Annotated in this window: 12 protein-coding genes; 7 read left to right on the top strand and 5 right to left on the bottom strand. The window is 67.3% G+C overall.

Annotated elements, in window-relative coordinates:
- The first annotated feature begins 21 nt into the window (after positions 1-21).
- The 3 genes from ASD86_RS03025 (at position 22) to ASD86_RS03015 (ending at position 2334) form a co-directional block, all read left to right on the top strand.
- Complete coding sequence (locus tag ASD86_RS03025; protein WP_056107099.1) at positions 22-1260, top strand: MFS transporter; 1239 nt, start codon at positions 22-24, stop codon at positions 1258-1260.
- Between the two features lie 76 nt (positions 1261-1336).
- Positions 1337-1585: a hypothetical protein gene (locus ASD86_RS03020; protein WP_056106662.1), complete on the top strand. Its 249-nt coding sequence runs from the start codon at positions 1337-1339 to the stop codon at positions 1583-1585.
- A gap of 176 nt (positions 1586-1761) precedes the next feature.
- Positions 1762-2334 carry a hypothetical protein gene (locus ASD86_RS03015; protein WP_056107097.1) on the top strand — a complete coding sequence of 191 codons (573 nt, stop codon included), beginning with the start codon at positions 1762-1764 and terminating at the stop codon, positions 2332-2334.
- Positions 2335-2453: 119 nt separating this feature from the next.
- On the opposite strand, the gene ASD86_RS03010 is transcribed toward ASD86_RS03015, so the two are convergent.
- Positions 2454-4919 (bottom strand): hypothetical protein, encoded by a 2466-nt coding sequence (locus ASD86_RS03010; protein WP_056106659.1) that lies wholly within the window; start codon positions 4917-4919, stop codon positions 2454-2456.
- A 129-nt stretch (positions 4920-5048) separates the two neighbouring features.
- Positions 5049-5522 (bottom strand): hypothetical protein, encoded by a 474-nt coding sequence (locus tag ASD86_RS03005; RefSeq protein WP_056106657.1) that lies wholly within the window; start codon positions 5520-5522, stop codon positions 5049-5051.
- A gap of 138 nt (positions 5523-5660) precedes the next feature.
- Between ASD86_RS03005 and ASD86_RS03000 the strand changes: the two genes are divergently transcribed.
- Entirely contained in the window at positions 5661-6206 is a 546-nt protein-coding gene (locus ASD86_RS03000; protein WP_056106655.1) for a DUF2058 domain-containing protein, read from the top strand.
- A gap of 7 nt (positions 6207-6213) precedes the next feature.
- Here the strand turns inward: ASD86_RS03000 and ASD86_RS02995 are convergent, their stop codons facing one another.
- Complete coding sequence (locus tag ASD86_RS02995; RefSeq protein ID WP_056106653.1) at positions 6214-7137, bottom strand: LysR substrate-binding domain-containing protein; 924 nt, start codon at positions 7135-7137, stop codon at positions 6214-6216.
- A 100-nt stretch (positions 7138-7237) separates the two neighbouring features.
- Between ASD86_RS02995 and ASD86_RS02990 the strand changes: the two genes are divergently transcribed.
- Entirely contained in the window at positions 7238-8722 is a 1485-nt protein-coding gene (locus tag ASD86_RS02990; protein WP_082577996.1) for an MFS transporter, read from the top strand.
- 180 nt (positions 8723-8902) lie between these two features.
- Here the strand turns inward: ASD86_RS02990 and ASD86_RS02985 are convergent, their stop codons facing one another.
- Positions 8903-9166, bottom strand: a complete 264-nt coding sequence (locus tag ASD86_RS02985) for a hypothetical protein (RefSeq protein ID WP_056106650.1) — start codon at positions 9164-9166, stop codon at positions 8903-8905.
- Between the two features lie 294 nt (positions 9167-9460).
- Here ASD86_RS02985 and ASD86_RS02980 point away from each other — a divergent pair, with 294 nt between their 5' ends.
- Positions 9461-11095, top strand: coding sequence for a winged helix-turn-helix transcriptional regulator (locus ASD86_RS02980; RefSeq protein WP_056106649.1), 1635 nt, complete (start codon positions 9461-9463; stop codon positions 11093-11095).
- Here the strand turns inward: ASD86_RS02980 and ASD86_RS02975 are convergent.
- Positions 11079-12203 carry a serine hydrolase gene (locus tag ASD86_RS02975; RefSeq protein ID WP_056106644.1) on the bottom strand — a complete coding sequence of 375 codons (1125 nt, stop codon included), beginning with the start codon at positions 12201-12203 and terminating at the stop codon, positions 11079-11081. The genes ASD86_RS02980 and ASD86_RS02975 overlap by 17 nt on opposite strands.
- 602 nt (positions 12204-12805) lie before the next feature.
- Between ASD86_RS02975 and ASD86_RS02970 the strand changes: the two genes are divergently transcribed.
- On the top strand, positions 12806-13645 hold the full coding sequence (locus ASD86_RS02970; protein WP_056106642.1) for a hypothetical protein: 840 nt from the start codon (positions 12806-12808) through the stop codon (positions 13643-13645).
- Positions 13646-13651 lie beyond the last annotated feature (6 nt).

The following is a 13651-nucleotide window of genomic DNA, read 5'->3' as shown; positions in this document are numbered from 1 at the left end:
GCAATGCACAATAATGGCCTCATGACCGTCGCCGCCCCCGTCCGCCCGGACACCCCCGCACCCGCCCCGATTCTGTCTCCCCGCCAGGTCGGCCTGATCGTGTTCGCGCTGGCCATGGGCGGTTTCGCCATCGGCACCAGCGAGTTCGTGGTGATGGGACTGATCACCGACATCGCCCGCGCGATGGCGGTGACCGAGCCGCAGGTGGGGCATGTCATCAGCGCCTATGCGCTCGGCGTGGTGATCGGCGCACCGACCCTGGCGATCCTCGGCGCGCGCATGTCGCGGCGCAGTCTGCTGCTCGCGCTGATGGGCTTTTATGCATTCGGCAATCTGGCCAGCGCGTTGGCGCCGGGCTACTACAGCCTGATGCTGGCGCGCTTCGTCGCCGGCCTGCCGCACGGCGCGTATTTCGGAATCGCGGCCCTGGTCGCCGCGCGGATCAGTCCACCCGAGCAACGCGGCGCCGCGGTCGGGCGGGTGATGCTGGGTTTGTCGGTCGCGCTGCTGGTGGGCAATCCGCTGGCGACGTGGCTGGGGCAGAGTTTCGGTTGGCGTTGGGCGTTCGCACTGGTGTCGCTGATCGCCTTGGCCACGGTGGCGATGACGATGCGGGTATTGCCGCGTGGCATGAACGCGCCGCGTCCGGACGCGATGCGCGAACTGCGCGACTTCAACCGCAAGCCGGTGTGGCTGGCGCTGGGCATCGGCGCGATCGGCTTCGCCGGCATGTTCTGCGTCTTCAGTTATCTGGCTCCGACCCTGGTGCATGTCACCGGCGTGCGCGAGTCGTTCATTCCGTTCGGCCTGATCGCGTTCGGCATCGGCGGCATTCTCGGCACATTGGGCGGCGGCTGGTTGTTCGATCGTCTGCAGTTCCGCGCGGCGGCGTGGATCCTGGTGTGGTCGACGATCATCCTGCTGCTGTTCCCGCTGGCCGCGCGCTCGGTGTGGACGGTGCTGCCGGCGGTGTTGGCGGTCGGCACGATGGGCGCGCTGGCGACGGTATTGCAGGCGCATCTGATGGACGTCGCCAAGTCGGCGCAGACCTTGGCGGCGGCCTCCAACCACTCCGCGTTCAACATGGCCAATGCACTCGGGCCGTGGTTGGGCGGCATGGCGATCACCGCGGGTTACGGTTGGACTTCGACCGGCGTGGTCGGCGCGATCACCGCGCTGGCCGGATTGCTGATCTATGCTTGGGCGCGCGCCGACGCACGTCGCGCAACGTCGTCGACGGTGCCTTGCGAAGCCGATTGATCGCTCGCTCGAAGCGCAGCAGCGATACGAGCACGGCTTCGGCAACCAAGTCGCGACCCACCCAGGACCATCGAACATGAAGATCCACGGTTACAGCGGTGAGGGTCGGTCCAGCGGCGAGATCCAGCCGAAGGAGATGGCGGAAATCAGCCTGGTCGCGACCCCAGCCGAATTGCGCCGGATCGCGAACTTTCTCAACAAGGCCGCCGACACCATGCAGCGCATGGGCGCGAACTACGGCCATGAGCATCTGTCGGACCGGCAACCGGGTTTCGACGACTCGCCGCATTTCGTGGTGATCGCCAGCGGGCTTGCCGACGATTAGCCGACACGCCGTCGCCTCGAGGTAGGGCGTCGGTCGTTGCCTTGTCCCGCGCCCTGGCATAGGCTCGGGACCGTCTGCTGGGGAGTGTCTGCGATGCGATCGGCCGGATGCGCGGCCGTCGGCGGGCGCAGCGATCCCGCGCGATCATTGGCTACGACGATCTCAAGGAGGGGACCATGCAGCAAGACGAATTGATGGCCTTGATCAGCAAGACCGCGGTGCTGATGGAGCAGTTCGAGCGGCGCTGCGACGAAATCAGCGCCAGCCAGCGCGCGGTGATGCAGCAACTGCAGCAACTGGCCCAGCAAGTGCCCGGCGTGGTCCGGCAATCGGCCGACGAAAGCCTGCGCAGCTTGCCCGGCGCGGTGATGGGTCGGTTGGAAAGCGGCCTGGATCAGCCGGTGGGCGCTTACGAGAAACGTCTGCAGAGCGCCGGCGGATTGCTGCAGGAAGGCTCGCAGACCCTGGCCGCGCAGCTCAAGCGCATGGAATCGCTGCACAAGCATCTGGTCTGGAAAATAGTCGGCGCGGCGTTTGGCAGCGTGTTGCTGCTGCTGGTCGGCGGCGGTTGGCTGTTGTGGCAGTACCGCGCCGACATCAACGAGAACCGGGTCGCGGCCGATCTGCTGCGCGCCTACAACCAGGCCGACGTGACCCTGTGCGAAGGCCGCCTGTGCGCCAATGTCGAGCCGCAGGGCAAGAGCTACGGCGATCAGAAGCAGTATCGCGTGGTCCAGCCCCGACGCTGAGCGCGGGGCTGGGCGTTGCTGCTGGTCGTCCGGTCGCAACGAAGCGCGGACTGGTCTTGCCGACGAGTGTCGACGAATTGCCGCGACGCCTGCGCGCGCAGGCACCGCGCGCAACGTCATCAGAACATCCGTTCCGGGTCCTTGATGTAGCTACCGGAAAACTCCAGGCGGATGCCGGCGATCGCCGATTTCAGCTGAGTCAGGTCGACGGTTTCGCCGTCGCCGGAGGAGACTTTCGGCGAGGAGAGGATCCAGTCGGTGGACAGGGTCGGCTCGGAGTACGAAGTTCGGAAATCCTCGGCGATCGCGGCGCGCGCGCGGATGCAGCTGGGCTGGTCGTGCGGGCTGGCGGCGAGGTCGTAGCGGAAGGTCAGATCGACCGGCGCGCCCTGGAAGTGGAACAGCTTCGACTGCGCGTCGATCAATCGGGTGTCGTCGTACACGCCGCTGGTGCGCACGGTGAATTCGACCGCGCCGCTCTTCGGGCGCTTGCCTTCAACCCACTCCACCCAGACGAAGACCTCGCCGACGCGGGCGCGGCTGACCCGGCCCCAGCCCGACAACGGCCCGTTGCCGGGTGTCAGCGCGATCGTGATCCGCTCGCCCTTGAGCAAGGCGTCGCGCGCCGTGGCTGCCACGACGTGCTTGATCTGCACGAACGGCTGCGGCGGCGGACGGAAGCTGTCGAGCGCGCGGCCCTGCATCTTCTTGAGGTCGGCGATCTCGGCCAGATCGCCGGCGAGGTCGGCGATGCCGCGCAGGTTGTCGCGCGGCGCGCGTTCGTCGGTCAAGGCCCAATAGCGGTACGCGGCATCGAACTGCTGCAGCGTCACCAGCATCGAACGCTGCATCTTGCGGTAGTTGCCCCACAGCACCACCATCGCCTGGCCGGACAAGGTTTTCTGCGCGGTCAGCGCATTGATCTCGGCTAGCACCGCATCGTGCTGACGGCGCGCGATTTCGGCCTGCAATTTCGCCCGCGCCATTTCCTGGATCAACGGCAGCAACGCGATCTGCGCGGCGGTCAACGCGCGGCCATAGATCACCAGGATCTTGAGTTCCTTCAGATACTCGTTCGCGCCGTCGATCTTCTGATCGATCGCGGGCGCCAGCTGGGTTTCGATCTCCACCCACAACTGGTCCCAATAGGCGTTGGCCGAGGGCGCGCCCTTGGCGCCGTCGGACAGCGAGTCGCGGGTGATCGCGGCCATCGAGTCGGCGAAGTTCTTGGCGTTGTCGAGCTTGTCGGTCGCCGCGACGATATCCAGGCACAGGCGCACGATCTTCTCGATCGCCTTGCCGACCTGGACCAGCTTGCTCATGATCTCGGCCAGCTTGGCCGCGGTGCTCGCCACATCGGCCGCGGCCTTGGCCGCGCCGGCCGCGCCCGACGCGTTGCCGGAAAACATCGAGGCGACGCCGGACACGAACGAGAACACGCTGCCGACGATGGCCATCGCCATCTCGCGCTTCTTGGCCTCCTCCCAGGCCGCGAGCCCGGCCTTGAACCCGGCTTCCGCGCGCTTGACCTGATCGCTCTGCGGGCCGATCGAATTCTGCGCGCGGGTGACGTTGGCGGTGGCGATGCGGAAGTTCTCCGCCAGTTGCTCGGCGACCAGCTTCTGGAACGCGCCCTGATCGTCCTTTTCGCCGAGCACCAGCCGCGCGGCTTTCTTGCGCGCATCCAGGTCGTAGCCGCGATCGCTCAGGCGGGCGAAGGTGCCGGCGTAGGCCTGCAACGTGGGGATGTGTTCCTTCGCCAGTTCGCCATAGAACGCCGCGCTCAGGTACGGCACCTGGCCCGGGTCGAAGCGCACCGGCCGCAGCAGTTCCTGGGTGGTGCGGCAGCCCAGCGCGACGGTCTGCCAGGCCGGACGGTCCGGCGAGCGATCCAGCAATTGCTCCAGCCGCGCGAGCAGTTCCACCGCCAGCTCGCCCTTGCCTTCGGCGGCCAGTTGCTGCGCGGCGAACAGCATGCGTTCGAGCAGCGGCGTGCAGGCGTCCAGCGGCAGCAGCGCCAGCAACAACGGATGCTCGGTGAACGGCAATGGATCGTGCAGCCCCATCGTGGTGACCATCAGCTGGGTGCGGGTCAACGGATCGGGCAGGGCGTGGGTGGTGCGGATGTCGTGACGGGCGCCGCCGGGTTCGCTCCAGAACATCCAGCGCAGCAAGGTCTTGGTCTTCAACACTGGACTGAAACCGCACACGTAGAAACCGAGATAGAACTCGACCTCCCAGCCGCGTTTTTCCAGTTGCAGCTTTTCGTTGGTGTCCAGATGACGGGCGATCACGATCAGTCGGCTGAATTCGCCGCACAGCAGCGGCGCCTCGGGCGTGTGCCGTGCGTCGACGGTGTCGGCGAAGATCAGTAGCTTGTCTACGCCGAATGCCTGCTCGGCGCGGCCGCGATCCTGCGCGCGGGTCACCGCTTCGCCGAGGTTGACCCGCATGCCGGTGACCACCCACCAGCGGTCCGCGCGCACCAGGCGGTCGAGCCGCCCGATGTCGTAGGGGTTGTCGATCAATGCGTCCCAGTCGGGATCGGCGCCGGACGCGATGGCGTCGGACGAAAGGATGTTCATGCGTGCAGCGTCCCCTGTGATGACCCGCGAGATGCGTCCTTGCTGCAGCGGTAAGCAACGGGGATTACGCAATTTGATGGACGAACCGGCCGCGGCGATGGCGACGCGCGTTGGCGCGGGCGGCGGCGGTCAGTAGCGCAATTCCCGGGTCACCCGGGTCAGGTCCACGCCGCCGCGCGCCAGTTCGCTCAACACTTGTTCGGTGTAGCGACGCGGCGGGCAATAGTGGCTGCTGTGATCGGTGATCGCGGTCAGCACGCCATCGCGCGCTTCCAGTTCGCCTGCGCCGGCGACCGGCTTGCCTTGGCCGAGGCTGGAATGATGGAAACGGCCCACCAAGTGTTCCTTCGCCGAATAGATCGCGCCGTCGCCGTGCATGACGAAGATCGCGCGGCCCTGGCCGCTCCAGTGGGTGTGCGAGTCGGCGGTGTCGAACAGGCTGCCGTCGGCGCGGTACAGCAGGCCGTCGCGGATAGCGATCCGATACGGCGGCAGTTCGGCGTCGCTGAGGTAATGCACGTGGCTGGTCCGCCACACGCTGTTGCCGGGCAGGTGTTCGCCTTCGAACTGGGCGAGCCGGGGCGTGACGGCGTAAGCGGGCATGGGGACGGCCTCCTCGGAGGATTCATTACAGTCCGGGGCGCGAGGGCGGGTCAATCCGCCGGGACGGATCGCGCGTGCCGTGCGGGGCGGGGGTTTGCCCGCTTCCGGCCGGCGGCCGCGCGTACTAGACTCGTGAGCATGCGAAATCCCCTGCAAGATCAATTGCTCAAAGCCGGCCTGGTGAAGAAGTCCCAGGTCGCCCAGGTCGCGCGCGAGCAGACCAAGCAGCGCCACGGCAAGGCGCCGGCCGCGCCCAGCGCCGAGCAGGTCGAGGCCGAGCGCGCGCGCGCGGAACGGGCCGAGCGCGATCGCGCCCTGGCCGCCGAACGCAATGCGCAGGCGCGCGCGCACGAGTTGCGCGCGCAGATCCGCCAGATCGTCGAAGCGAACAAGGTCAAGCGCGAAGGCGAGATCAGTTACCGCTTCACCGATGGCGCGGCGATCAAGAGCGTGTGGATCAATCCGGCCTTGCGCGCGCAGCTGGCGAGCGGCGCCCTGGTGATCGCGCGCCACGAAGACGGCTACGAGCTGCTGCCGCGCGCCGCGGCGGAAAAAGTCATGGCGCGCGATCCGTCGATGATCGTGCTCGACCACGCCGCGTCCGCGCCGGCGGCGCAAGCCGAGGCCAGCGACGACGATGCGTTCTACGCCAAGTTCCAGGTGCCGGACGATCTGATCTGGTAATCGATCGTCAGCGCTGGATGTCTTGTCCGGCCTGATCGAGCATCCACTCAGTAAACGCGCGGATGCGCGGATCGTCGTCGCCGCTTTCCGGATAGACCAGGTGGTAGGCGTAGTCCGGCGCCACCTCGACGCCGATGTCGAACAAGCGCACCAGCCGGCCCTGGGCGAGGTCGTTGCCGATCAGCGCCAGATCGACCAGGCCGATCGCGCCGCTGTCGACCACCGTCTGCACCACATAACCCGAATCGGCGAAGGCGACGCAGCGGCTGTCGTCGAAATCGCCGACACCGGCCGCGGCCATCCACATGCGCCAGTTCGGCCAGACCATGCGCTCGGTCTTCCAGTCGACATAGCACAAGGTGTGCTGCAACAGGTCGCGCGGCTCGTTCAACGCGGTCCCGTTCGCCAGCAGCGCCGGGCTGCACACCGCGACCACGACCGTGTCGAACAGACGATGCGATCGCGCCCGCGGGTAATCGCCGGTGCCGAAGCGGATCGCCACGTCGATGTCGTCGGTTTCGAAGTCGCGCAACTCGTCGCTGATGTCGAAGCTCAGTTGCAGCTGTGGATAGACGGCGTTGAACCGGGACATGCGCGGCAACAGCCAGTTGCTGGCGAATCCGGCGCTGAGCGACACGCGCAGCTGAGTCGAGCCGCGCTCCAGACTGCGCGCGCGGCCGACGGCGCGCTGCAAGGTACCCAGAGCATCGACCGTCGCTTCAAGCAGCACCGCGCCGGCGGCGGTCAACTGGATGCTGCGGCTGGTGCGGACGAACAGCACGATGCCCAGTTGCTCTTCGATTTCCTTGATCTGGTAGCTGACTGCCGCCGGGGTCAGGCCGACTTCATCGGCGGCGCGGGTGAAGTTGAGATGGCGCGCGGCCGCTTCGAAGGTCCTGAGCGCCCGGGTGCCGGGCAGCATGCGATTCATCGATCTTCAAGCCACATTTGATGATGCGCTGAGAATTACTCGTTTTTGCGCGCGCCTACAAGCGGCGATGATCGCGGCAACGAAAACATTGGAGTGCGTCATGTCGGTTGGCTTGAACCCGGGCGAAACGCCGCGGGACGGCGTTGCTTTGCCCGCGGCCGCGGCCGCGTCTGCGATCGCGGCCGCATCCACATCCACATCCACATCCGCAACGGCATCGGCGCCGCGCGACGATCGCGTGTGTTGGCCAGCGCGTTCGTGGATCGCCTTGCTGATCTTCAGCGGCGTGATCCTGCTCGACGGTCTGGATATCTCGATGATCGCGGTGGCGATCCCGGAGATCCAGCGCGAATTCGCGATCAGCGCGGCCACCGCGCAATGGTTCGTCAGCGCTTACATCCTGGCTTTCGGTGGGTTCCTGTTGCTGGGCGGGCGCTGCGCCGATCTGTTCGGACGGCGGCGGGTGCTGGTGATCGGCCTGGCGGTGTTCGCGCTGGTGTCGGTGCTCGGCGCGTTCGCCAGCGATGCCGGCTTGTTGATCGTCTCGCGCTTCGTCAAAGGCATGGCCGCGGGCTTCACCGGGCCGGCGGCGATGTCGCTGTTGACCACCACCTTCGCCGAAGGCCCGCATCGCAACAAGGCGTTCGGCATCTTCAATCTGTTCGAGGCGTCGGGTTATTCCAGCGGCTTGTTGATCGGCGGCCTGCTCGCGGCGCTGGACTGGCGCTACATCTTTATTTTGCCGATTCCGGTCGCGGTGTTGCTGTTGTTGGCCGCGCTGCGCTTCCTGCCGCCGGATCCGCCGCGCAGCGAGCCGGTGCGGCTCGACATCGCCGGCGCACTGACCCTGGTCGGCGGCATGTTGTTGCTGGTGTTCACCCTAGTGTCGGCCGAGCAAGTGGGTTGGGTCGCGGCGCGCACGATCGCCGGCTTCGCGGTATCGGCGCTGTTGCTGCTCGGCTTCTATCGGATCGAGCGCAAGTCCACGCATCCGCTGATCCGGCTCGGCATCTTCCGCAATCGCGGCCTGGTCGCCGCTAACCTCAGCGCCGCGTTGTTGTACGGCGGCGCGATGGGCTTTCAATTCCTGATCGCCTTGTACCTGCAGAACCTGCACGGCTGGCAGCCGTGGCAGATGGCGCTGGTGTTGCTGCCGGCGGGATTGATGGTGGTGATCCTCGGGCCGAAACTCGGCGCGGCGATCAGCCGCTTCGGGGTCGACAAGGTGTTGCTGGTCGGCTTGCTCGCGTTCGTGCCGTGCTATCTGCTGATGCTGCGCATCGGCCCGCAGCCGGACTTGTGGACGGTGCTGCTGCCTGCCTCGGTGCTGTGGGGCGTGGGGTTCGCGCTGAGCATTTCGGCCTTGATGGTCGCCGGCACCAACGGCGTCGACGACGAGGAGCAAGGGCTCGCGGCCGGGTTGCTCAACAGTTCGTTGCAGGTGGGCGGCGCCTGCGGCCTGGCGGTAGTCACCGCGGCGATCGCGCCGGCGACGCAGTTGTCGATGCTGTACCCGGGCGTGGTCGTGATCCTGGTGTTCGCGGTGCTGACCTTGCTCGCGCAGTTGCTGCGCAAGCGGCGCTGAGGGCGGCGCATGCGCGAGCACGCCAACTAGCGTCGCGTCGCTTGCAGCGCGGCGGCGATGGCTGGCGATCCATGTCGAGACCGCGCATCGCCGCAACGTAACGGGACGGGTGTTGGGGACCCGTCCCGCGACGCCATGGCCTCGACCGTGGCTCACAAGTCCACGGTCACGGCCGATGGATCACAACCCGCCGCCCGGCGTCGGCAGGGCGAAACACATGCTCTGCTGCGAGGTGAACAGGCCGATGGCCCGACCCCAGTCCGCGGGCTGCGGGTCGGCGCAGCCGTGGCTGATGTAGCGCACGCCATGCACCGTGCCGCCGGTGTCGCGGTAGGTCCGTATCTCGACATAAGCGCCCGGCTGAGCCGAGAGGTTGAACGCGATACCCGCCGACAACGCCGTCGCCGCGATCGCGAGAATCAAGGTTCTGTAGGGTTTTTTCATGCGGTTCTCTCCATGAGTGGCGGCGAACGGATGTACGCCGGTGAATGTCCTGGGTGCGGACCGGAGGCCGATCCGGCTCTGGTCTGCAGCCGGACCCGGGTGATCGACCGGGCCGCGGTCCGACACGCCTGTGCGTTACGCGATCACCGCGTCGCCGCACATGACCCAGTTCGTACCGGGCGGGCAAAACCCGACACGGCGCGGCGATGGATATGCGACTGCCCGCGCTGACGCGCGCGCGGGCAATCGGAGCCGGACTGATAAACTCGGGTTCCCTACGCAGCGACGACCCGCATGGCCGATGCCGCTCCTTCCGCGCCCGTTGCCGGCCGCTACGCCCTGGTCGACCTGGTTGTCGACACGGCGGGACAGCGGGTGGAACGCGACGGCGTGGCGCTCAAGGTCTCGGGGCTGAGCTTTCAATTGCTGGCGTATCTGATCGCGCAGGGCGATCGCGTGGTGGGGTTCGACGAACTGATCGAACAGGTCTGGGCGCCGGCGGTGGTCAACGAGGAAACCGTGACTCAGCGGGTCAAGCTGTTGCGTCAGGCGATGGGCGACGACGGCCGCGATCCGCGCTATCTGCGTTCGGTGCGTGGGCGCGGTTATCAGTTGTGCGTGCGGCCCGAGCGGTTGCGCGATGCGGACGAGGCGGTGGCCGCGCCGGCGACGATGCCTGCAAAACCGTTGTCGTCGTCGCCATCGACGATGCGCCGATTCGCGCCGTGGATCGCCGCGCTCGCGCTGTTGTCGATCGCGGCGATCGGCTTCGGCGTATGGCGCGGCCGTTCCAACGCGCCTGTCGTGCCCGCCGCCGCCGCGCCGCAGAGCCTGACCCAGCGCGCCGAGTACTACGCCAGCCTCGGCCAGCGCGACAACAACGAACGCGCGATCGCGCTGTATCAGCAGGCCTTGCAGGAAACGCCACGCGACCGCGCCGCTCAGGTCGGACTGAGCCGCGCCTACAGTGCGCGCGTATGCCTGTTCAATTTCGCGCCCGAATGGGCGGTGCGCGCGCAGACCCTGGCCCAGGCCGCGATCGCCGCCGATCCGGACAATGCCGCCGGCCACGCCGCGCTGGGGTATTCGCACGATTGCCGCGGGCGCCTCAACGACGCGCTGGCCGGTTACGAACAGGCATTGCGTCTGGACCCGGGCAACGACGCCACGCGCGCGTCGGCCGCATATCTGTACGACCGCAAGGGCCGGCTGGCCGATGCATTGATCGCCAACACCTCATTGCACGGCGATCCGGCGCGCGTGCGTTTTCTGCAATTGCAGATCGCCAGCAATCTGGATCTGCTCGGCTATCCGCAGGCGGCTCAGGCGCGTTATCGCGAAAGTTTCCGGCTGTACCCGGACAACGTGTTTTCCAATATTGCCTGGCCGCAGTTCCTGTTCCGCCACGGCCGCCTGACCGAAGCGCGGGGCGCGCTGGACCAGGCCTTGCAGCGCGGCACCGAACACGCCGACCTGCATCTGCTGGCCGGCGAGTTGGCGTTGGCGCGCGGCGATCGCAAGGACGCGGCCGCGGCGTTCGCGCGCGCCGCCGCGTTGCGGCCGCAGGCGAGCCTGCCGCGGACGCTGGTCGATCTGTACGGCTCGCCGTTCGCGCCCGCGGCCCTGCGCGAGCGCGCCAGCGAGTCGAGCCGTTACCTGCAACAAGGCGCGGGCTATCCCTCCGATTGGCTGGAAGTGGCCTTGCTGCACGCCGGCAGCGGCGACTCCGCCGCCGCGTTGCGCGACGTGCAGCGCGCGGTCGACGAAGGCTATCGCGACGCCGATTACCTCGGCGCCTCGCCGCTGTTCCGATCCCTGGCCGCGCATCCGGAGTTCGCGCGTTCGCTCGACCTCATCCATCAGCGCGTGGCCGATCAAAACCGCCAGGTCCCGCGCGAGTTGCTGGCGCGGCTTACGGCATCGCCTTGAGCAGGTAGTCGGCGAACAACTGCTGCGATTGCGGATGGGCGTTGCGCTGATTGAACGCGGTCCGGGTCAGCACCGCGACCAGGCGTTGCTCGGGCAGGATGAACACGTAGTTGCCGCCGTTGCCCGACATCGCCCAGACCCCGGTCTGCTTGCCGTGCAGCGGAAAGCGGAAGCGCCAGAACTGATAGCCGTAGTCGGCGTCGTCGCGCGCCTGCGCATGCACGCTCAGCGCGGCGTCGATCCAGGCTTTCGAAATCACCGTTTTGCCCTGCCAGCGTCCGCCGTCGGCGACCATCTGTCCGAGCTTGGCCAGGTCGCGGCTGCGATAGCGGGTGCCGCCGCCGCCCATGCCGACGCCTTCGGGCGCGCGGTTCCATTGCGAACGGCTGATGCCCAGCGGCTGTTCCAGGGTCTGCGCGGCGAATTTTTCCAACGGCTGTCCGCTCGCGCGTTCGACCACCGCGCCGAGCAGGAAGCTGCCGGCGGTGCAGTACGAGAACGAACGGCCGTGCGGACTTTTCTCCGGCCGCGTCATCCACGGCGCGAAGCCCTTGATCGGCAGTCCCAGGACGAACGCGGTCCAGTCCTCGCGCACGTACATGCGTTCTTCGTTGCCGTCGGAGAACGGGTTGTCGTCATCGCAGTCCCACAGCGAGCTCATGGTCAGCAGGTCTTCGAGGGTGAACTTGTCCTTGCGCGGATCGGGGTTCGACCACGGGCGCTTGTCGGCGAAGAAGCCGTACACGCCGGCCTGGGCGCCGGGGATCAGGCCGCGGTCGATGGCCGCGCCGACCAGTAGCGAGGTGACGCTCTTGGTCGCCGAGCGCACGTCGTTGAGGACGTCGACACCGCCCTTGTTGAAGTAGGCCTCGTAGACCAGCTTGCCGTCCTTGGCCACGACGATGCTGGTGACGTCGGGGAAGCTGCCCTTGGCGATGGCGGCTTCGAGTTCGCCGAAGCGTTCGACCTGCCAGCCCTGGCCGGCGGCGTCGGCGACCGCCCAGCCGTCGTCGCGTGCCTGCGGCGGTTGATAGGCACCGGCCATGGCGGGAGCGGCGGCGAGCAGGGCGAGCAACGGGAGGGTCAGGCAGTTGAGGCGTGGACGCATGGTCGAGGTTCCGAGCGATGAGGAAACCCGATTGCGAACGAGCGCCGGATGAAGTGCCTGAAACCTGGGTGAAGAATTATGAAGGCCTTGCGCGGCATGGGTTTGCGGGCAGACGGGGTTCGGGCGTCGGGCGGGATCGCGCGGCTGGGGCGAGGGCTGCGCGACGGCGAACGGCTCGGCAACGTGGACCGATCTGACGGCGGGCGCGCGTCATCGCGTAGGGGGACGGGCGGCCGCGCGCGTTAGCGGCGAGGGCGGAGCGGTATCGAAGCGATGCTGATACGCAATGAGCCGTTCCTCACGTCGATTACGTGTTTATCGTCACAGGACGCTCGGCGTCGCCGAGGCTCCGGGCCGATCCGGCTTCGCCCGGTCGGTGCCGATCGAGCGACCTGCCCACGGACCCGTTGCGCCTGACAAGCAACGGCGGCCGCGGGTCGGACGCGCATCGGTCGGCCGGCACGGCGACCGGGTGCCGGGGTGGTGGTCGGTCCGCGCCGGGCGGATCGGGTGGTTCCAGGTTGCGCGTCGCGGTGTCGCAAGGATCGCCGTCGCGGCGCGTGGCTCTTTCTCACTTTATTCAACATGACAAGTAGGCTCCCATGAAGAAGATGCTAGGACTGCTCGCCATTGCCGTATCGCTGGCGGTCGGACCCGCCTGGGCGGGCGAAGAATTCTGCGACGACCGCGGCGGTGGCGACCCGAAGCCGCCGGGAAGTAATTGGGATTCGGGCAACGGCCCGGGTACCGGTTCGTGCGAAGTCAATCTGGTCTACACCCTCAGCATGTTCGATACGGTGCCGATCGAAGCCCGCGGCCGCATTCGCGAGATCGGCTTCAGCGACGCCCTGCTGAACCGTCTGCGCAACCCGTCCAACGAGGTGGAAATCGGCTGGCACATCGATAATTTCAAGCTGGGCGCGGACACGTCGCAGGCGTCCGAGGCGCGGATGATCGAGTGGTCGTTCCGGCCGACCGACAAGTACGGGGTCGAACGCATGCTGGTGATATCGCTGCGGCGCAAGGAGGGAGAGATCACCTTGATGCTCGACTGGCTGAAGTCGCCCACCACGGACTGGTCGTACGCCACCGCGTCGTTGCTGGAACCGGAATGGCTCGATCACCGCAGCATCGTCCTGGACGGCCCTGAGGTGACAGGCCAGCCGGCGTATCTGAAGTGGGTTCCCGGCGCGGTCGTGGTCGGCGTGTGGGCCGGCGATCAATTACGCGAAGTGCGTTTCCCGCTGCCGTCGGCGAGCTGGCGGCCGGTGCGGTTGCGTAATGCGCTCCTGCTCGGCGTGCCGACGCAGAGCGGTACCGAGGTGAGCATCGGTTGGCCGACTGCGTTCGATCACTACTGGTCGGCTCCGGTGCCGGCGCCGATCAATCCGCTGGACCAGCCGATACCGCCGCCGGATCCGACCGTGCCCCAGTTGCAATAAGTCGCC

It is taken from the genome of Lysobacter sp. Root690, from assembly GCF_001427785.1.
Lineage (GTDB): Bacteria > Pseudomonadota > Gammaproteobacteria > Xanthomonadales > Xanthomonadaceae > Lysobacter.
This window is presented reverse-complemented; position numbering and strand designations above follow the sequence as displayed.